This is a genomic window from Variovorax paradoxus (assembly GCF_040544635.1).
GTDB lineage: Bacteria > Pseudomonadota > Gammaproteobacteria > Burkholderiales > Burkholderiaceae_C > Variovorax > Variovorax paradoxus_R.
Map to the genome: position 1 here is coordinate 141,450 of NZ_JBEPKJ010000009.1, position 19,557 is coordinate 161,006.

At 68.3% G+C, this 19,557-nt stretch carries 8 protein-coding genes; 4 read left to right on the forward strand and 4 right to left on the reverse strand.

All coding sequences use genetic code 11. The annotated features are described in order from the left end of the window. Nucleotides 1-36: 36 nt before the first annotated feature. The 3 genes from ABIC94_RS16565 to ppc all read right to left on the reverse strand — a co-directional run bounded on the left by ABIC94_RS16565 (nt 37) and on the right by ppc (nt 11,590). Nucleotides 37-8,247, reverse strand: a complete 8,211-nt coding sequence (locus ABIC94_RS16565; protein WP_354374094.1) for a GH36-type glycosyl hydrolase domain-containing protein — start codon at nt 8,245-8,247, stop codon at nt 37-39. A 94-nt stretch (nt 8,248-8,341) separates the two neighbouring features. Beyond that, a complete protein-coding gene (locus ABIC94_RS16570) occupies nt 8,342-8,560 on the reverse strand; it encodes a hypothetical protein (protein ID WP_354374095.1) in 219 nt (72 codons plus the stop codon). Between the two features lie 183 nt (nt 8,561-8,743). After that, nucleotides 8,744-11,590: a phosphoenolpyruvate carboxylase gene (gene ppc, locus ABIC94_RS16575; protein ID WP_354374096.1), complete on the reverse strand. Its 2,847-nt coding sequence runs from the start codon at nt 11,588-11,590 to the stop codon at nt 8,744-8,746. A gap of 81 nt (nt 11,591-11,671) precedes the next feature. Between ppc and hemC the strand changes: the two genes are divergently transcribed. From hemC to ABIC94_RS16595, 4 genes are read left to right on the forward strand one after another with little or no spacing between them, the layout of a single operon-like run. Beyond that, entirely contained in the window at nt 11,672-12,598 is a 927-nt protein-coding gene (gene hemC / locus ABIC94_RS16580; protein WP_354374097.1) for a hydroxymethylbilane synthase, read from the forward strand. 17 nt (nt 12,599-12,615) lie between these two features. After that, entirely contained in the window at nt 12,616-13,392 is a 777-nt protein-coding gene (locus ABIC94_RS16585) for a uroporphyrinogen-III synthase (RefSeq protein WP_354374098.1), read from the forward strand. Next, nucleotides 13,389-14,480, forward strand: coding sequence for a uroporphyrinogen-III C-methyltransferase (locus tag ABIC94_RS16590; protein WP_354374099.1), 1,092 nt, complete (start codon nt 13,389-13,391; stop codon nt 14,478-14,480). The genes ABIC94_RS16585 and ABIC94_RS16590 overlap by 4 nt, the downstream gene beginning before the upstream one ends. Before the next feature lie 2 nt (nt 14,481-14,482). Beyond that, nucleotides 14,483-15,766 carry a heme biosynthesis HemY N-terminal domain-containing protein gene (locus tag ABIC94_RS16595; RefSeq protein ID WP_354374100.1) on the forward strand — a complete coding sequence of 428 codons (1,284 nt, stop codon included), beginning with the start codon at nt 14,483-14,485 and terminating at the stop codon, nt 15,764-15,766. 200 nt (nt 15,767-15,966) lie between these two features. Here the strand turns inward: ABIC94_RS16595 and ABIC94_RS16600 are convergent, their stop codons facing one another. Next, nucleotides 15,967-19,194 (reverse strand): Rne/Rng family ribonuclease, encoded by a 3,228-nt coding sequence (locus ABIC94_RS16600; protein ID WP_354374101.1) that lies wholly within the window; start codon nt 19,192-19,194, stop codon nt 15,967-15,969. Nucleotides 19,195-19,557: the final 363 nt, after the last annotated feature.

Below are 19,557 nucleotides of genomic sequence, written 5' to 3' on the forward strand. Positions count from 1 at the left end.
GCGGTTGGCTGCGAGTGCCTGCGGGCACTGCCGACGTTAACTCACCCGCAGCACCGCATTGGCCGGCAGCGCCTGCCAGTCGATCCATTCGCCCACCGCAATGTGGTGCGTGGGCTCATCGGTCGTTTCGGCCGCCTCGGGCGTGCCCCATTGCAGCGCGAGGCTTCGTTGCCCGAGCCGCAGCGCAATTTCGAAGCCCGGCCAGTGCGCCGGCACTCGCGGCGTCAGCGAGAGCATGTGGCCCTTCACGCACAGGCCCAGCAGCGTTTCGACCGCGGCGCGGTGCAGCCACGCGGCCGAGCCGGTGTACCAGCTCCAGCCGCCACGCCCCACATACGGCGCGGCGCTGTAGATGTCGCCCGCCATCACATAGGGCTCGAGTTCGTAGGCGGGCCCGCGCTCCGGATGCGCCGCGCGGTGCGCCGGGCTCAGGCCTTCGAAGCTCTGCCATGCCGCTTCGTTGTCGCCCTGCAGTGCCTGCGCCATCAGCGCCCACACGGCACCGTGCGAATACTGCCCGCCGTTCTCGCGCACGCCGGGCGGGTAGGCCTGGATGTAGCCGGGGTTGTTGGTCGAGCGGGCGAAGGGCGGCGTCAGCAGGCGCAGCAGGCCGGCCGGCTCGTCGTGCAGGTGCTTCTTGATGGCGGCCATTGCCGGAGCGGTGTGGGCGTCGTCCGATGCGCAGGACAGCACCGACCAGGCCTGAGCGATCAGGTCGATGCGGCATTCGTCATTGGCCGACGAGCCGAGCGGCGCACCGTTGTCGAAGAAGGCGCGGCGGAACCAGGCGCCGTCCCAGCCGGCGTCGTGCAGCGCGGCGATCCAGCCGCGCCGGGCCTCGTTCCAGCGCGCGGCGCGCTCATGTTCGCCACGGGCCTGCGCAATCGGCGCGAACTGCTCGACCACGCTGCACAGGAACCATGCGAGCCAGACCGATTCGCCGCGGCCTTCGTGGCCGACGCGGTTCATGCCGTCGTTCCAGTCGCCGGTGCCCATCAGCGGCAGGCCGTGCATGCCTGTCTTCAGGCTGCGGTCGATGGCGAGCGCGCCGTGTTCGAACACGGCGGCCATGCGGCCGCTGTGTTGCGGCGCGTAGTAGGCGTCTTCGGCGCCCTCGGGGATCGCGGGGCCTTCGATGAACCCGACCATATGGTCGAGCAGCGCCGCATCGCCGGTCACCTTGACGTAGTGCGCGGTCGCGAAGGGAAGCCACAGCAAGTCATCCGAAAAATGCGTGCGCACGCCGGCGCCGCCGGGCATGTGCCACCAGTGCTGTACGTCGCCTTCGGGGAACTGGCGCGCCGCATTGACCAGGATCTGCTCGCGCAGCCGCGACGGATCGGTGAGTGCAAAGGCCATGGCGTCCTGCAGCTGGTCGCGAAAACCGAAGGCGCCCCCGGCCTGGTAGAAGCCGGCTTTCGACCAGAGCCGGCAGACCAGCGTCTGGTAGATGAGCCAGCGGTTGACCATGGCGTTGAACAGCGGATCGGGCGTGCGCACCTGCAGGCGGCCCAGCAACTCATCCCAGAAGCCGCGCGCCTGCGCCAGGGTTTCGGGCACGTCGCGCTGCCGCCAGCGGCGTGCGAGCTCCAGCGCCGCATCGGCGCTGCCGGCGTGGCCGAGCACGAAGCTGAACTCCGCCGTCTCGCCCGCACCGATGACGAATTCGCCGCCGATGGCCGCACACGCGTCGAGCCCGCCGCCCGCGCGCCGCGCCAGCGTGTCGGGCACTTCGACGATGCCGCGCCCGGCGAAGAACTCGTTGCGGTCGCAGGTCCATTGCGTGGCGCTCGGCGCTCCCGCCAGCAGCAGGAAAGCCGTGCTGCCGCCGAAGCCCGTGCTCGATTCACGCTGCTGGCCGAACACCGCGGGCTGGTCGTCGGGCTTCCAGCAACGAACGGTCCGCCTTTCGCCGCGCGCCGCGCCGAGTTGCCACTCGACCATGCCCAGGGCGCGCAGGCGCCGCTGGCCGGAGCCCTCGTTGCGCACACGCACGTGCACCAGCTTGACGGCGTCGTCGCGATCCGCGAAGAAGGTGGTCTCGAGTGCCAGGTTCTCCTGGCGGCATTCGAAGACCGTGTAGCCCTGGCCGTGGCGCACTCGATGGCGCACCTGATCCCCGTGCCCCGCGCCCTGGCCGGCCGGCGTGAGCGGCAGCAGGGCGCGCGAGGCGAGGTCCTGCAGCAGGTAGTGCTCGAAGGCCGGGTCCTGCACCGGATCGTTCGACCACGGCGTGACCTGGTGCATGCGGCTGTTGCCGGCCCAGGTGAAGCCGGTGCCCCATTCGGACACCTGGAAGCCGAAATTCGCATTGGCGATCACGTTGATCCACGGGCGAGGCGTGCGATGGCTGGCGTCCACCTCGAAGCGGAACTCACCGCTTTCGGCATCGAAGCTTCCCACCGGCGCTTCCGCCGAAGGTGCCGACGCGGGCCGTGCCAGCAACGCGACACGCGTCGATGCCGCCGGCGCCTCGGCGTCGCCGTCGGTCGCGGCGTCGACCCGCGCTTCGTGCAGCGCCGCCACCTGCATTTCGAGCGAGCGCCCGTCGGCGGTAAACACCACGCGTGCCAGCTTCGAGAGCGCGGCCTTCTCCGAAGGCGCCACCTCGTGGTCGCGCAGCAGGTAGAAGCCCGCCGTGTCGTTGCGCGGAAAACTGTTCTGGGTCTGGTGCGCAACGCGCAGGCGAAGGGCCTCGATCTCGCGCTGCAGCGGCATGAGGTAGGAGTTCGGCTCGCTGTTGAGCACCACCAGGTCGCAGGCCACGCCGCCGAAGCCCCACCAAGGCTGCGCCCGCAGCAGCGCGTTGATGAGCCCCATGCCGTTCATCGAATGGATGGCGACCAGCACGATGGGTTTGTCGCCCGAGATGCCGAAGCGCCAGATCTGCCGCAGGTCGACGACTCCGCGGTCCTTCATCACGCGTGGCGTGGTGTAGGTGAGGATGGTCGTCAGGTCCTGCAGCGCGAAGGTCTGCGCGGGCGCAATGCTCAGGTCGCGCAGCCGCACCTGCGCCAGCGTGGCGGCCATGCGCGTGGCGCGTTCGACGTGCATCGGCTCCAGATAGCGGTCGATGCTGGGCATCAGCGCCTCGATGCTCTCGTCGGCGGCGGTCGCGAAGCACAGGCGCGCGGTGGTGCCCGGTGCGATCGACAGGCGCACGCGCAGGCATGCGATGGGATCGAGCCCGTTCACCGGCGTGCCGTCGGCGGCGAGCGGTTGCGCATCGAGCGCGGGGCTTGCGAGCGAGCGGTTGCGGCCGATGAAGGCGCGCCGGTCGGTCATGCAGTCGACGGAAAGCACGTGCGCGTCGACTGAGGCGAGAAAGTGCACGGCGGCCACCACGGGGTCGCCATGCAGCCGCGGCTTGCGCGTCATCAGCAGCGCCCGCCATGCAGGCTCCCAGCGCGATTCGACGAACAGGTTGGCGAAGGCCGGATGCGCCTCGTCGGCCTTGGGGTTCGACAGCACCGGCTCGAAGTAGGAGACGAGTTCGAGCGCGCGGGTTTCTTCGCCGGTGTTGTGCAGCGTGATGTTGCGCAGCTCGGTGTCGTCTTCGGGGCTGATCAGCACCGTGGTGCGCACTTGCAGGCCGTCGCCGGCCGCATCGAACTGCACCTGCTCGGCGAGAAAGCGGGTGCGGTAGCTCCAGCCTGTGCCGGGCGCGGGCAGCGCGGTGAGCGAGACGGGGTCGTGCCGGCCTCCCTCTTTTTCGGTATTGCGCAGGTAGAAGAAGGTGCCGTGGCTGTCGCGCAGCGGATCGTCGCGCCAGCGGGTCACGTTGAACGCGTGCCAGCGGCTCACACCCGCGCCGTTGGCGCGCAGGGCCACCGTGTAGCGTCCGTTCGACAGCAGGTGCGTGGGCTGGAAGCCGGGCCCTGTCGGGTCCACCGCGCGGGGCTGGAACAGCGGCGCCAGTTCGGTCTGGCTGGGCTCGGGTGGCGTGCGCGGGTCGGCGCTGCCGATGATCTGCCGCGGTGTGCGTTCGTGCAGCAGCGACTCGTGCGCCTGCACCAGCGCGGCGCTGCCGAACCAGCGGCGCGGGGCCTCGGCGCGCAGCACGTGGCACAGCGCCACGAGCGACATGCCCTGGTGGTGCGCCATGAAGTTGCGCACCACGGTGAAGTCCTGGCCCTCGGCCTGGCGCGAGGTGGTGAAGTCCACCGCGTCGTGAAAGCCGAACTCGCCGCGCGCGCCGAGCGATTCGAGCAGCTCCAGGTTGACCACCGCCGCGGCCGGTGCAAGCACGGCGGCCATGGCGCTCGCATAGGGCGCCACCACGCGGTCGGTGGGGGGCGTGCGGCGCAGCGCGAGGCGCGGCACGCCGAAGGGCGAGTACTGGTAGGCCAGCGAATGGTCCTGCGCGAAGTAGGCCGACTCCGAAACGCCCCAGGGCAGGTTCAGCAACCGGCCGAAGGCCTGCTGCTCGGCGATGGCCGCGGTGTTGGCCACCTGCAGCAGGCCGTCGTCGGGCTCGGACATCACGAGCGCGGGCATCAGGTACTCGAACATCGAGCCGGACCACGACTTGAGGCCGGGCTGGAAACCCACCAGCAGGAACGGCCGGCCCAGCGCCATCCAGTGGCGGCGGGGTACATCGCCCTTGGCAATCGCCAGGAAGCTCAGCAAGCGCGACTCGGAGGCCAGCAGGTCGTAGTAGCTTGCATCGAGCACGTTCTCCTCGACGCGCAGGCCGATGTGGAACAGGTGCCGCTTGGGATCATAGAGGCCGCTGAAATCCATGCCGGTGTGCAGCGCGTCGCAGCGTTGTGCCAGCGCCTCCAGAGCGGGTTCCTCGTGGCTCTGGCAACCTTCCGCGGCGAAGGCCCGGCACGCCTGGGCCACAGCCACCAGGTGGCCCGCGAAGTTGCCGCTGTCCACGCTGGACACGTAGGCCGGCGGCAGCAGCTGCAGCGTCTGCGTGTCGTACCAGTTGAAGAGATGGCCCTGGTGCTTGTGCATGCGGTTGACGGTGTCGAGTGTGGCGGTGATGCGTGCGAGCAGCCCCGCGGTGTCGATCCAGCCAAACTCGCGCGCGCAGCAGATGGCCAGCAGGTACATGCCGATGTTGGTCGGCGAGGTGCGGTGGGCGATGGTCGGCTGGGGGTCGAGCTGCAGGTTGTCGGGCGGCAGGTGGTTGTCTTCCGGGCCGACCACGTGCTCGAAGAACTGCCAGGTGTCGTGCGCCAGTTTCTCGAGGTAGCTGCGCTGCTCGGTGCTCAGCGGATCGGGCACTTGCGCATCGACGCGGCTGCTCCACCAGGCCGCGAGCGGCGCCAGCGCCCAGACGATGAACAGCAGCGGTCCGCCCATCGGATAGGCACTCCAGCGCGCCGCCGCGGCGGCCAGCGCCAGGCAAAGCACGCTGCTGACCGCCGCATTGCGCAGGAACGGCGGCAGTTGCTGGCTCGACTGTGCCTGGGCCTGCGCTGTCGTGGTCCATTGCAGCAGATGCCTGCGGCTGACGGTCAGCCGCCATGTCGCCAGGAACATCGCATCGAGCAGCAGGCGCGTCTGTGCCGCCAGTTGCACGAACTGCCAGGCCGCGCCGGCCATGGCGCGCAGCAGCTCGATCGCGCCCACGTCGAAGAAGTGGCGCAGCTCGATGGCGCGGCGTGTCGGCACCAGCCCGGCCAGGGCGCCGAGCAGCGGCCCGAGCGTGAGCGCCGAGGCAACCGCGGCCAGCGCCCATCCGAGCGGCATGGCCTGCGTGAAGATGACGAGCACCAGCAGCGCGAAAGAAGCGGGCACCACCAGCGAGCGGCGCAGGTTGTCGCCCATCTTCCAGAGGCCGAGCGCATCGATGCCGAAGTGCCTGGCGCGCCACAGCAGCGGCAGCAGCTGCCAGTCGCCGCGGACCCAGCGGTGCACGCGCGATGCGGCCACGCCGGAGTGGTGCGGGTGGTCTTCGATCAGCACCACGTCGCTCACCATCGCGCAGCGCGCAACCGTGCCTTCGAGCAGGTCATGGCTCAGCACCGCGCCTTCGGGCAGGCGCTGGTCGAGCGCGGCGTGCACCGCGCGCACGTTCAGCAGGCCCTTGCCGGTGAAGGAGCCGCTGCCGAACACGTCCTGGTAGATGTCGGACGCGCCGCTGCCGTAGGGGTCGAGCCCGCACTGTCCGGCAAACATCCAGTGGAAGAACGAGCGTTCGTTGCGCATCGGGAACGGCGTCACGATGCGCGGCTGGAGGATGCCGAAGCCCGCGACCACGCGCCGCGTTTCCGCATCGATCTCGGGCGCGTTGAGCGGGTGGGCGGCAATCGACACCAGGTCGCGCAAGGCGCCCGGCGGCAGGCCGGTGTCGCTGTCGAGCGTCAGCACATAAGGCGTTAGTCCCGGAGCCAGCTGCTGGCCCGGCGCGAGCGGCAGAAAGCCGCTGGCGTCGCCGGTTGCCAGGAGGCGCATCAGCATTTCGAGCTTGCCGCGCTTGCGCTCCCAGCCCATCCAGCGTTCTTCGGTTCCGCTCCAGCTGCGCGGGCGATGCAGCAGCAGGAAGCGCGAGGCCGCGCCGGCGGGCGCCGGATACTTCGCGTTGAGCGCATCGATGCGCCGAACGGCATCTTCGAGCAGCGACGCGTCCTCCGGCAGCGAAGCCTGGGGGGCGTCGGCCCAGTCGGTCAGCAGCGCGAACTGGGCGTGCTCCTCGCGGTTCGCGAGCCAATGCAGTTCGAGCCGATGGGCGAGCTGCGCAGTGTTCGCGGGCGAGCTCAGCAGCGTGGGAATGACGACGAGCGCGCGATGCCGCTCGGGAATGCCGGCCGCGAAGTCGAGACGAGGCAACGCCTGCACCCGCACCGACTCGGCCATGATGCGCTGTGCCAGGGCGATCAGCGCCTCCGAGAGCGGCCATGCGAGCAATGCCATCGCTGCGACCGTGCTCCAGCCGCGAGGCTGCGGCAGGCCGTGCGCCACGGCCGCCAGCAGCCAGACGGTACCCAGGACGATGGAGAGCACATAGGCAGGCAGGCGCCAGCCGCGGCTGCGCAACGGCCGCATCCGTGGCGGGCGGCCGGCGCGGCCCCCCGCCGTGTCGGCCCGGAGCGCCGCAACCAGCGCGGCGCGCCCCTGGCCGAACAGGTAGTAGCCGGCAGTGCCGTCGGCGCGGTCGCGGTGGGCGGTGTGGGGTTCGGCGTCGTCGGCCGGCGCGGCTGCCGCCAGTTGCACCACGGCCTCTGCCACCTCGCGCTCGGAGCGGCCGCTGTCGCGCGCGACCCGCTCCATTGCGTACGTGATCTGCTGGCGCGTGAGCTCGCTTTCGTCCACGAAGCTCGGCAGCTTGCGCAGTACGCGCAGTGAGCGGCTGACGGGTTCGATCAGGTCGCTCCACTCGACCTGGCCGATCATGCGCAGCGTGGTGATGATGTTGCCGACGGTAAGGTTGGCCGCGGCCTGCGCGTTCTGCGCCTCGCCGATCAGCGCCGGCCCGTTGGGGCAGTGCTGTTCGGTCCAGCGCACCAGCGCGGACATGCTCTCGCCGTGCTCCACCGGCAGGCGCTGCCAGAGCTGCGTGAGGTAGGCGTCCTGCAGGTTGTGGCTTTGCAATGCGCGGTACAGCGCGTCGAGGTCTTGCGTCGACAGATGCGGCGCCGCGTCCCAGACGGCATGCGCTATTTCGCGCGCAACCTTGTTCTCCGCAATGCTCTCGGCCACGCGGCGCAGGTTTTCGAGCAGCACCACGCGCAAGGTGGTGGGCAGCGCCCAGAGCTCGCCGAGCGTGAGCTCGTCGATGTCCTGGTAGGCGTTGAGAAAAGCAGTGAACAGCGACTTGTTGAGCACGCTGTCGGTGTGGGCCACATAGGCCCACGCAATGCCGTAGACGCGCGGCAGGCCCGCGAGCGGCGGTGTGGCGAGCTTGGGCAGGCGCGCGTAGTAGCTGCGCGGCACGCCCTCATTGATCTGCTGTAGCTGCGCTTCCACGAGGTGGAAGTTGTCGAGCAGCCATTCGGCCGCCGGAGACACATAGCGCCCGCTCTGCGAGATCAGCGCGATGTAGTCGAAGGCATTGCGCAGGGATTCGAGGTTCTCGTCCACGCGCGGGAAAAAGGGCGCTCCCTCGCGCGCGCGGCGAGGATCGATTTCGACCACCTGCGCCCGCGCCAGGCTGTGGCCGTGCTGTTCGAAGCGCTGGGCTCCGAAGAGTTCGGCGCGGATCGGCGGCGCTACCGGCTCGTGGGGCGCAAGAAGCAGTGCGCGCGCGTACGAACTGAGATCTGCGAGCCGACCAACGACAAAGGCGGCGCTCATTGCGCCGCCTTTGTCGGGAATTCGAGGAGGGTGCTGTCTATTTGTCCCCTGTCGGGGAAAGCTGCAACCCGGGTCGGTTCAGGGTCGGCCACCCTCAAGCGACGGCGAACAGCCCGATACCAAAAGCAGCCGCAACGCAAGCCAGCGTGACAATCCGGCCCGCAGCGAGTGCGCGCACCCGCTGCATGTGGCTTCGCACCGAGAACCATCGCCCGTGAGCCCGTGCGCAATGGCGCATGTGGGAAGCCAGCGCTTCGAAATCGTTATTGACGAAATCGATCTGCGAGTGGGTGAGAGACTGTGGGTTAGACATTGCAACGGGCTCCTGAATACGACTCGAGCTGCCGCGCGATTGCGAGAGATAGCGAGAAACTTTGAACGTCCCCGACCCTACTCTCTTAATTGACCTTACAGATTGCTATTGCGCGATTGTTTGCGTAGGAAAAGGCGCACAAGGCGCCTTTCTAGGCCTTTCTCCCTAATCGATTTCGCGCGCTCAACCGGTGTTGCGCAAGCCGGCCGCAACCCCGTTGATGGAGATGTGAATGCCGCGCTGCAACCGCTCGCCGCCTTCGCCCGCGCGATAGCGCCGCATCAGTTCGACCTGCAGGTGATGCAGCGGGTCGATGTATGGAAAACGGTGGCGCACCGAGCGCTGCATTTCAGCGTTGCCTTCGAGCCTTTGCTTCGCGCCGGTGATCAGCGTGAGCGCATCGGAGGTGCGGTGCCATTCGGTGTCGATCATCGAGAACACCTTCTGGCGCAGCTTGCGGTCGGTCACCAGTTCGGCATAGCGCGAAGCCAGTGCGAGGTCGCTCTTGGCAAGCACCATGTCCATGTTGGAGAGCAGGGTGCGAAAGAACGGCCACTGCGCATACATGCGGCGCAGCAGCGCGATGCGTTCCTTGCGTGCGGCCGGCGTTACGGCTGACGCCAGGAACTGCTCCACGCCCGAGCCGAAGCCGAACCAGCCCGGTATGGTGAGCCGGCACTGGCCCCAACTGAAGCTCCACGGCACGGCGCGCAGGTCGTCGATCTTGTGGCTCGGGTTGCGCGACGCGGGGCGCGAGCCGATGTTGAGTTCGGCAATCTCGCGGATCGGCGTGGAACCGAAAAAGTAGTCGCCGAAGCCCGGGGTTTCGTAGACCAGCTTGCGGTACGCCGCCATGCTCGCGGTCGACAGCTCTCCGGCCGCCGACAGAAAGGTGGCGGGTGCGGACTTGCTCTGCGGCAGCAGCGTGGCTTCGAGCGTGGCGGCCACCAGCGTCTCGAGATTGCGCCGGCCGATCTCGCGGTTGGCGTATTTCGAGCCGATGACCTCGCCCTGTTCGGTGAGGCGGATCTGGCCGCGCACCGTGCCCGGAGGTTGCGCCAGGATGGCCTGGTAGCTCGGGCCGCCGCCGCGCCCCACCGTGCCGCCGCGGCCATGAAACATGCGCAAGCGGATCGGGTTGGTTTTCTTCTTCTTGTTGAGCTCGTCGAACAGCGCCACCAGCGCAATGCCGGCGCGGTAGAGCTCCCAGTTGCTCGTGAAGATGCCGCCGTCCTTGTTGCTGTCGCTGTAGCCGAGCATCACGTCCTGTTCGGCGCCCGAGCGCTCTATCAGTTCGGCGATGCCGGGCAGGGCGTAAAAGGCGCGCACGATGGGGGCGGCGTTGCGCAGGTCTTCGATGGTTTCGAACAGCGGCACCACGATGAGGTCGCAGGTCGCGTTGCTGTCCATCGCGCCGCGCAGCAGGCCCACTTCCTTTTGCAGCAGCAGCGCTTCCAGCAGGTCGCTCACGGTTTCGGTGTGGCTGATGATGTAGTGGCGGATGGCTGCCGCGCCGTAGCGCGCACGCGCGCTGCGCGCGGCCGCGAAGATCGCGAGTTCGCTCTGCGCGAGCGGCGAATATTCCGCATCGGGCACGCGCAGCGGACGTGCGTCGTCGAGCAGCTTGAGCAGCAGTTGCTGCTTGGCTTCTTCGGCCAGCGACGCATAGGAGGGCTCGATGCGCGCGGTGGCCAGCAGCTCGGCGATCACGGCCTCGTGCTTGTCGGAGCTCTGGCGCAGGTCGACCGTGGCCAGGTGAAAACCGAACACCTCGACCGCGCGGATCAACGGCCGCAGGCGTGGGGCGGCCAGCACGCTGCCGTGCTTTTCGTTGAGCGACTCTTCCACGGTATGAAGATCGGCCAGGAATTCTTCGGCCGCGGCATAGGGGTTTTGCGGCGGCACGGCATGGCGCGCGGCCTCGCCGCCAGTCAGGTCGCGCAGCGTGGCCGCAAGGCGTGCATACACGCCGGTGAGTGCGCGGCGGTATGGCTCGTCCTTGCGGTGTTCGCTGGTGTCGGGCGAGCGCTCGGCCAGTGCCTGCATCTCGACCGACACGTCCACCAGTGTGGCCGAAAGCGAGAGCTCTCCGCCCAGGTAGTGCACCTCGGTGAGGTAATGGCGCAATGCCAGTTCGGCTTGGCGGCGCAATGCGTACTCGAGCGTTTCGGCCGTGACGTTGGGGTTGCCGTCGCGGTCCCCTCCGATCCATTGGCCCATGCGCAGGAAGGGCGCCACCGAGGGCACCACGCCGCCCTGGCTCAATGTTTTTTCGAGCTCGGCATAGACACGCGGAATCTCGCGCAGGAAGGTGGCTTCGTAGTAGCTCAGCGCGTTTTCGATTTCGTCGGCCACGGTGAGCTTGGAAAAACGCAGCAGGCGCGTCTGCCAGATCTGCGTGACGCGGATGCGCATCTGCGTTTCGTTCTCGGCAAATTCGAGCGGCGTGAGCGCGTCCTTGCCGCCCGCGTAAGCGTTCTGGCGCAGCTTGATTTCATCGCGCGTGGTGAGCAACTGCGCAATGGCGCGCTCGGCGTCGAGGATGCTCTTGCGCTGCACTTCGGTCGGGTGTGCGGTGAGCACCGGCGATACATAGCTGTGCGCGAGAGACGCCACCACCTCGTCGGGCTTGACGCCGGCCTTGCGGATGCGCGCAAGGGCAGTCTGCAGATCGCCGTCGGCGCTTTCGCCGGCACGCTCGGCCTCGGTGCGGCGGCGGATCAGGTGCCGGTCTTCCGCCAGGTTGGCCAGATGGCTGAAGTAGGTGAAGGCGCGAATCACGCGCACCGTTTCGGCCGCACTCAGGCCCTTGAGCAGGTTCTTGAGCGCGCGGTCGGCCGCATGGTCGGCATCGCGGCGGAAAGCCACCGACAGGGTGCGGATCTTCTCGACCAGTGCATAACTCTCCTCGCCCTCCTGCTCGCGAATCACGTCGCCGAGGATGCGGCCCAACAGCCGGATATCGTCGATCAGTGGCTGGTCTTCGGCTTGCCGGCGCTTGGGAGGCGCAGGTGTCTTGCTGGCTTTCATTCGATGTTTTTCCTGAACTAGAAAGGAGACTTCGCCTGCGTTGCTGCGGCGCAACATGCTAGCATTCCAGAGGTCTGAAACATGTACTTTTTGGGAGCGATCTTGAGCAATATCGTGATCGCCACGCGCGAGAGCCGGCTGGCCCTGTGGCAAGCCGAACACGTGCAAGCGCTGCTGCAAGAAAAAGGCCATACCGTCAGCCTGCTGGGCATGACCACCCGGGGCGACCAGATCCTCGACAAGTCGCTCAGCAAGGTGGGCGGCAAGGGCCTTTTCGTGAAGGAACTCGAACTCGCCCTGGAAGAAGGCCGCGCCGACATCGCGGTGCATTCGCTCAAGGACGTGCCGATGGATTTGCCCCAGGGCTTTGTCCTGGCCTGCGTGCTGGAGCGCGAAGACCCGCGCGATGCGCTGGTGTCCCCCCGTTATGCCTCGCTGGAAGAATTGCCGCAGGGTGCGGTCGTCGGTACCTCCAGCCTTCGGCGCGTGGTGCTGCTGCGCGCCATGCGGCCCGACCTGCGCATCGAGCCGCTGCGCGGCAATCTCGACACCCGCCTGCGCAAGCTCGACGAAGGCCAGTACGACGCCATCGTGCTCGCAGCGGCCGGGCTCAAGCGGCTCGGCCTCGAAGAGCGCATCCGGGTTGCGTTCGATCCCGACACCATGCTGCCGGCCGCGGGGCAGGGCGCGCTCGGTATCGAGGTGCGGGCCGACCGCGCCGACCTGATCGCATTGCTCGCCCCGCTGTCGCACAGAGGCGACTGGCTGGCCACTGCCGCCGAGCGTGCGGTGAGCCGGTCGATGGGCGGCAGCTGTTCGATGCCACTGGCGGCGCATGCGCGCTGGCAAGCCGATGGCGCGCTGCGCATCGATGCCGCCTGGGGCGATCCGGAAGGCAGCGCCACGCTGGTGCGGGTTCATGCGCAAGCCGAAGCGGCTGATTTCGCCCAGGCCGGCGCACTCGGCGAACGCGCCGCCGCCTTGCTGCGCGACGCCGGCGCGCACTGAGCGCTGACTCAAGAAAAATGGCCGCAAAGCCCGTCATCGTCACGCGGCCGGCGCGCGAGGCCGCGCAGTGGGTGGACGAATTTCGCGCGGCGGGGCTCGCTGCAGCGGCACTGCCGTTGATCGTCATCGAACCGGCGGCCGACGCCGAACCGCTGCGCGCTGCCTGGGGCCGGCTTTCGGACTATGCGGCGTTGATGTTCGTGAGCGCCGCGGCGGTCGAGAATTTCTTCCTTCACGCAGAAAAGAAGAAAGTCATCGCGACGGGGCCGCGCTTCTGGGCCACGGGGCCCGGCACGTCGCGTGCTCTGCGGCGCGCCGGCGTGCCGGACGAAGCCATCGACGCACCGCCGCCCGACGCCGAGCGATTCGACTCCGAGGCGTTGTGGGAACGGGTGAGAGGCCAGGTCTCGCCAGGCGTGCGCGTGCTGATCGTCCGCGGCGGCGACGCGGCGGGCAACCCGACGGGGCGCGACTGGCTCGCCAACGAGATCGAAGCCGCGCAGGGCCTGCGCGACACGGTGGTTGCCTATCGCCGCCTGCCGCCGTCCTTTGGCGACAAGGAACGTGCGCTGGCACTCGATGGTGCAGCGGGGCGTGCGGTCTGGCTGTTCAGCAGTTCCGAAGCGATCGCCAATTTGCGGCTGGCAATGCCCGCAACCGGCTGGCAAGCAGCCAGTGCGGTGGCAACTCACGCGCGCATCGGCGAAGCGGCGCGGGCAGCGGGATTCGGTTCGGTGCGCGTGTGCACGCCTCTGCGAGAGGCCTTGATCGCGTCGATAGAATCCTTCACATGAGTGCCGCGTCTCCGTCCGACGACTTCTCCCCCCCATCTGCCGCTGCGCCGGTGCCCGCAACCCTCGCGGCGCCTCAGTCGCCGGAGTCATTGGCGGCCGCCGCGACGATGCTTTCCCGCATCGGCTTCGGCCTGTTGGCGATCGTGGCCCTGGCGGCCCTGGTGGTCGCCATTTCGCTCTGGCAGAAGGTCAGCGGCATGCAAGAGCAACTGGCCCGCCAGAGTGCGGATGCGCAGGCCCAATCGCTCGAGGCGCGCACGCTCGCCCGGCAGGCGATGGACACCGTGCGTGACACCGCCGCGCGCGCCGCCCTCACGGAAACCCGCGTTGCCGAAGTCGCGTTGCAGCGCTCGCAGCTCGAAGAACTGATGCAGAGCCTCTCGCGTTCGCGCGACGAGAACCTCGTGGTCGATATCGAATCGGCCGTGCGTCTGGCCCTGCAGCAAGCCCAGGTCACGGGCAGTGTGGAGCCTTTGCTTGCGGCGCTCAAGTCCGGCGATTTGCGCATTGCGCGCGCCGCGCAGCCCAGGCTGGCGCCGTTGCAGCGCGCCATGCAGCGCGACGCCGACCGCCTGCGCAGCAGCACGAGCGCCGACAGTGCCGAGGCGCTGCAGAAACTCGACGAGCTGATGCGCAGCGTGGACGACCTGCCGCCGCTCAATGCCGTGGCCATGCGCGGCTCCGGGCTCAACGCCTGGCAGCCCGAACCCATTCCGGCCGATGCGGCCTGGTGGGAGCGGGCGCTGCTGACGGTGCGCGCCGAACTGCGATCGCTGGTGCGCGTCGGCCGCATCGAGCGGCCCGAGGCGGTGCTGCTGGCGCCCGACCAGACTTACTTCCTGCGCGAGAACCTCAAGCTCAAGCTGCTCAATGCACGGCTTTCGCTGCTGTCGCGGCAGGTGGATGCCGCGCGCAGCGAACTCGCCACGGTTTCCGCAACACTGAACCGTTATTTCGATCCCGCATCGCGGCGCACGCAAGCGGCCGCCACGCTGCTGCAGCAGCTCCAGGCACAGGTGAAGACCTCCGAACCTCCGCGCATCGACGACACGCTGGCCGCGCTCGCAACGGCAGCGGCAGGGCGCTGATCATGCGGGCGGCACTCTGGCTTCTGGCGCTGTTCGCCATCGCCGCGGCGGTGGCGCTGTTCGCCGGCAACAACCAGGGCACGATCACCGTGTTCTGGCCCCCGTGGCGCGTCGATCTTTCGCTGAACCTGGTGCTGGTGATCCTGCTGGGCGCCTTCGCGCTGCTGCACCTTGCGCTGCGCGGCCTGGCGGCGCTGTTCTCTCTTCCGACCCAGGCTCGCCAGTGGCGGCTGCAGCAAAAGGAACGCACGCTGCATTCGGCCTTGCTCGACGCGATGGTGCAACTGCTGTCGGGGCGCTTCTCGCGTGCACGCAAGGCCGCGCAAGCTGCGCTGGTGCAAGAGAAAACGCTGGCGGCCCTGGGCGCAGACCTGCCGCAGGCGCAGCAGGTCCGCGTGATCTCGCATCTGCTGGCCGCCGAGAGCGCGCAGGCGCTGCAAGACCGGCCGGCGCGCGATGCCCATCTGCAGCAAGCCCTCAATGAAAGCGTCGACCGCACCGTGCTGGCAAGCCCCGAGACGCGCGAGGGCGTGCAGTTGCGCGCCGCGCGCTGGGCGCTCGAAGACCGCGATCCCGCAGGCGCGATGGCACGGCTCGAAGAGCTTCCGCAAGGCGTGCAGCGGCGAACGCTCGCGCTGCGTATTCGCCTGAAAGCGGCCCGCCAGGATCGGCGCACGCTCGAAGCGCTGGAAACCGCGCGCCTGCTCGCCAAGCATCGTGCCTTTTCCGACGCGGCGGCGCAGAGCATCGTGCGCGGGCTGGCCACCGAGCTGCTGTCCGGCGCGCATGACCCGGCGCAACTGCTTCGCGCCTGGGCCGAACTCGATGCGGCCGAGCGCGAAATGCCCGAGGTGGCGATTCATGCGGCCCAACGCATGGTGGCCCTGCGCGGCGACCTGGCGCTGGCGCGCGGCTGGCTGTTGCCGGCATGGGAACGCATGGTGTCGCAGCCGCGCGGTCTCGGGGATGCGTTGCGCATCAAGATGGCTCGCGCGCTCGAGGCGGGGCTCGATTCAGTGGATGCCGATTGGCTCGCCCGCATCGAAACGGCGCAACGCAACAACCCGAGCGATCCGAACCTGCAATATCTTGCCGGCATGGCGTGCATGAAGCGCCAGCTTTGGGGCAAGGCCCAGCAGCTGCTCATGCAGGCGGGCCTGGGCCTGCAGGACACCGAGCTTTACCGCCGCGCATGGCTGGCGTTGGCCGAACTGGCCGAGGCACGCGGCGATGCGGAGCAGGCCGCAGCAGCCTGGAAGCGCGCGGCGCAGACCGAGAAAGCCTGAGTGAGCTGAGCTGAGCATTCGTCGGTGCTGCGTTGCTGCAGGCCGGCCGTTGCCGGGGCAAGGCGGGGCAGGCATCTGCTGTTCCTGCCGCCCCTTCTGACATCTCCCACTTCCCCCACTCCCAATAAGAACGCAATAAAAAACGGCGCCAATGGCGCCGTTTTTTAAAGCTTGCAGGCCCGGAGGCCTGATGAGCTTCTTCAGTTCACGCCTTGCGCGTCGGACGGTGCCTTTTCGAAAGGCAGCGTCATTGCGCTGAGCTCGCGGCGGGTTTCAACCAGCACCAGCGGGCCTTCATCGAGCGTGATTGCGGGCGGGCGTTCGCGCGGCACGTGCACCGGCTTCGGCTCGGCCGCGATGGCTGCGCGGGCCTGTGCAATGCGCTCGGCATCCGAGTTCACCCACTGCAGACCCGAACTCTCGGCGATTTGCGCGAGTTCGTTCAGGGGCAGTTCGAAGGGCTGCACCTTCGGCAAGGCACGACCGTTGGCGGCGGGCTTGCTGCTGCTCTTCTCGACGGCAATCGGTGCCACGACGGGAGCAGGGGTGAACGTTGCCACCGGTGCAACGGTTTCCACGGGTGCTACCGGGGGCGCAACCGGTGCAGGCACCGTTGCAGGACGGTCGAAGTAGCTCCGCGGTGCGGGTGCGCGCGATTCTTCTTCTGCGGGCACTGCAGCGCGGGCTTCGTTCGGCTCGGCCAAGGCGTTGTCGGCCGATGCGCCAGCCACATTGGCTTCGCTTTCGTCGCGCGGACCGCGTTCGCGGCGGTCGCGGCCATAACGGTCGCGCGAACGGCCGCGGCGCTCTTCGCCTTCACGGCGCGGTGCCTGATCGTTGGCATCGGTTTCGCCTTCAGCGCCCGAAGCGACGGCAGTTGCCTCGTCGACAGGTGCCGGTGCTTCGCCGTTGGCGAAACGTGGCTGGCCTTCATTGCGGCGCTCACGGCGGCCGTCGTTGCGATCGCCACGCGGACCGCGCTCTTCACGGCCGCTGCGCGGTGCGCGCTCGGCTTGCGAGCCGTCCTGCGGGGCGACGTTGTTGTCGTCGCCGGACGCTTCGCGCGGCGCATCGGTGCCATTGCGCTGTTCGTTGCGCTCACCGCGTTCGCCACGGTCCGCACGTTCACCGCCACGTTCCGCACGCTCACGGCGTTCGCCGCGGGCGCGGGGTGCGCGTTCCGCCGGAGCATTGCCTTCGTCGCCGGTGGGCGCGAGTTGTTGCGCTTCGAGGTTGCCGTCGATCAGCTCGGCCGATGCGGGCCGTGCTTCGCGGCCTTCGCCTTCGCGGCGCTCACCGCGGCCGCCGCGGCGCTGTTCGCCCTCGCGCGGACCGCGTGCTTCACGGGGTTCGCGTTGCTCACGTGGCTCGCGTTGTTCGCGGGGTTCACGTTGCTCGCGCGGTTGCACGGCTTCGTTGCGGACTTCGCTGCTGCGTCCTTCGCGCGGCTCGCGTCCTTCACCACGGCGCTCGCCACCACGTCCGCCGCGGCGTTCGCCGTCGCGGCCGCCGGAACGGCCACCGTTTTCGCTGCGGCCTTCGCCGCCGCGGCCACCGCGGCGCTGCTCGCCGTCGCGGGCGCCACGTGCTTCGCCGTCACGGCCGGAGCGGCCGCCATCGCGGCGCGCGGGCTTCGGTGCTTCGATGGGAATCACGGCCGGTGCAGGGGCCGGTGCCGACGTGCCGCCGAACCAGCTCTTGATGCGGGCGAAGAAGCCCATTTCGGCGGGTGCCGGTGCGCTCGCCACAGGCGGCGCGACCGGTGCCGGGGCAACGGCGGCAGGCGTGCGCACTGCTTCGGGCCTGGGCGGCACCACGGGCGCCGGCGCGTCGGGCAGCACGCCCTTGATGACCGGCGTCTGCTTGTTGGTGGGTTCCTGCGAACGGCGGGTGACGGCCGTCGGGTCTTCGACTTCGTCGGCCATCTTGTAGCTGGCTTCGATGTGGTCGAGGCGCGGGTCGTCGTGCTTCAGGCGTTCGAGCTTGTAGTTCGGCGTTTCGAGCGTCTTGTTGGGCACCATCAGCACGGTGACGCGCTGCTTGAGTTCGATCTTGGCGATTTCGGGGCGCTTTTCGTTCAGCAGGAACGACGCCACTTCGACCGGCACCTGCACGTGCACGGCGGCCGTGTTGTCCTTCAGGCACTCTTCCTGAATGATGCGCAGGATTTGCAGCGCGCTCGATTCGGTGTCGCGGATGTGGCCCGAGCCGCCGCAACGGGGGCAGGGGATCGACGAGCCTTCGCTGAGCGCCGGCTTCAGGCGCTGGCGGCTCATTTCCATCAGGCCGAACTTGCTGATCGAGCCGAACTGCACGCGGGCGCGGTCTTGCCGGAGCGCGTCGCGCAGGCGGCTTTCGACTTCGCGGCGGTTCTTCGACTCGTCCATGTCGATGAAGTCGATGACGATCAGGCCGCCCAGGTCGCGCAGGCGCATCTGGCGGGCCACTTCGTCGGCGGCTTCGAGGTTGGTGCGGGTGGCGGTTTCTTCGATGTCGCCGCCCTTGATGGCGCGGGCCGAGTTCACGTCGACCGAGACCAGTGCCTCGGTGTGGTCGATCACGATGGCGCCGCCCGAGGGCAGCTGCACGGTGCGGGCGTAGGCCGATTCGATCTGGTGCTCGATCTGGAAGCGGCTGAACAGCGCCGCGTCGTCGCGGTAGCGCTTCACGCGGGCGGCATGCTCGGGCATGACGTGCGCCATGAACTGCTGCGCCTGGTCGTAGATGTCGTCGGTGTCGATCAGGATGTCGCCGATGTCGTGATTGAAATAGTCACGAATGGCGCGAATGACGAGCGACGATTCCTGGTAGATCAGGAAGGCGCCCTTGCCGCCCTTGGCCGCGCCGTCGATGGCGGTCCAGAGCTTGAGCAGGTAGTTCAGGTCCCACTGGAGTTCGGGCGCCGAGCGGCCGATGCCGGCGGTGCGCGCGATGATGCTCATGCCCTTCGGGTACTCGAGCTGGTCCATCGCCTCCTTGAGTTCGGCCCGGTCGTCGCCCTCGATGCGCCGGCTTACGCCGCCGCCGCGCGGGTTGTTGGGCATCAGCACGACATAGCGGCCGGCCAGCGAGATGAAGGTGGTGAGGGCCGCGCCCTTGTTGCCGCGCTCTTCTTTTTCGACCTGGACGGTCAGTTCCTGGCCTTCCTTGATGACGTCCTGGATGCGTGCCTGGTTGGCGGAAACGCCTTCGGCGAAGTATTGCTTGGAGATTTCCTTGAACGGCAGGAAGCCGTGGCGGTCTTCACCGTAGTCGACGAAACAGGCTTCGAGCGAGGGCTCGACGCGCGTCACGACGGCTTTGTAGATGTTGCCCTTGCGCTGTTCGCGCCCTTCGATCTCGATTTCGTAGTCGAGGAGCTTTTGCCCGTCGACGATGGCCAGGCGGCGTTCTTCGGCCTGCGTGGCATTGATCAGCATCCGCTTCATGATGCGTTGTCCTTATATGTATCGTTCTACAGGCCCATGACGGGCCAACGATGCACGGACGACGCCCGCGAAACGAGGGGAATTGCCGCTTGGCCCCGGATGCTGTCACTGCCGCGGCAAGCGCGAGCAGGCCTCTTGAGCATCAGCTCAAGAAGACAGCCGGGGTGGGGGCGCGTGGATGGGCGCGAGCCAGATTCGGTGTTGAGCAGCTATCTTATTGATAGCTGGTTGCGCAATGGTGGCGCGCGGTGCGGATGATTCAATGCCTGAGGCCGCTGGCAAAAGCCAGGTGGGCCAACGCAGGCACAGTTGAATCAGCAGCATCAACACAAGGGACTCGCTTCGATCCGCTTGCAGCTTGGA

Excerpts from the sequence above, each read along its gene's own strand:
- ppc (WP_354374096.1), bottom strand. The coding sequence starts at position 11,590 with ATGAAAGCCAGCAAGACACCTGCGCCTCCCAAGCGCCGGCAAGCCGAA.
- hemC (WP_354374097.1), top strand. The coding sequence starts at position 11,672 with ATGTACTTTTTGGGAGCGATCTTGAGCAATATCGTGATCGCCACGCGC.
- ABIC94_RS16570 (WP_354374095.1), bottom strand. The coding sequence starts at position 8,560 with ATGTCTAACCCACAGTCTCTCACCCACTCGCAGATCGATTTCGTCAAT.
- ABIC94_RS16565 (WP_354374094.1), bottom strand. The coding sequence starts at position 8,247 with ATGAGCGCCGCCTTTGTCGTTGGTCGGCTCGCAGATCTCAGTTCGTAC.
- ABIC94_RS16600 (WP_354374101.1), bottom strand. The coding sequence starts at position 19,194 with ATGAAGCGGATGCTGATCAATGCCACGCAGGCCGAAGAACGCCGCCTG.
- ABIC94_RS16585 (WP_354374098.1), top strand. The coding sequence starts at position 12,616 with ATGGCCGCAAAGCCCGTCATCGTCACGCGGCCGGCGCGCGAGGCCGCG.
- ABIC94_RS16595 (WP_354374100.1), top strand. The coding sequence starts at position 14,483 with ATGCGGGCGGCACTCTGGCTTCTGGCGCTGTTCGCCATCGCCGCGGCG.
- ABIC94_RS16590 (WP_354374099.1), top strand. The coding sequence starts at position 13,389 with ATGAGTGCCGCGTCTCCGTCCGACGACTTCTCCCCCCCATCTGCCGCT.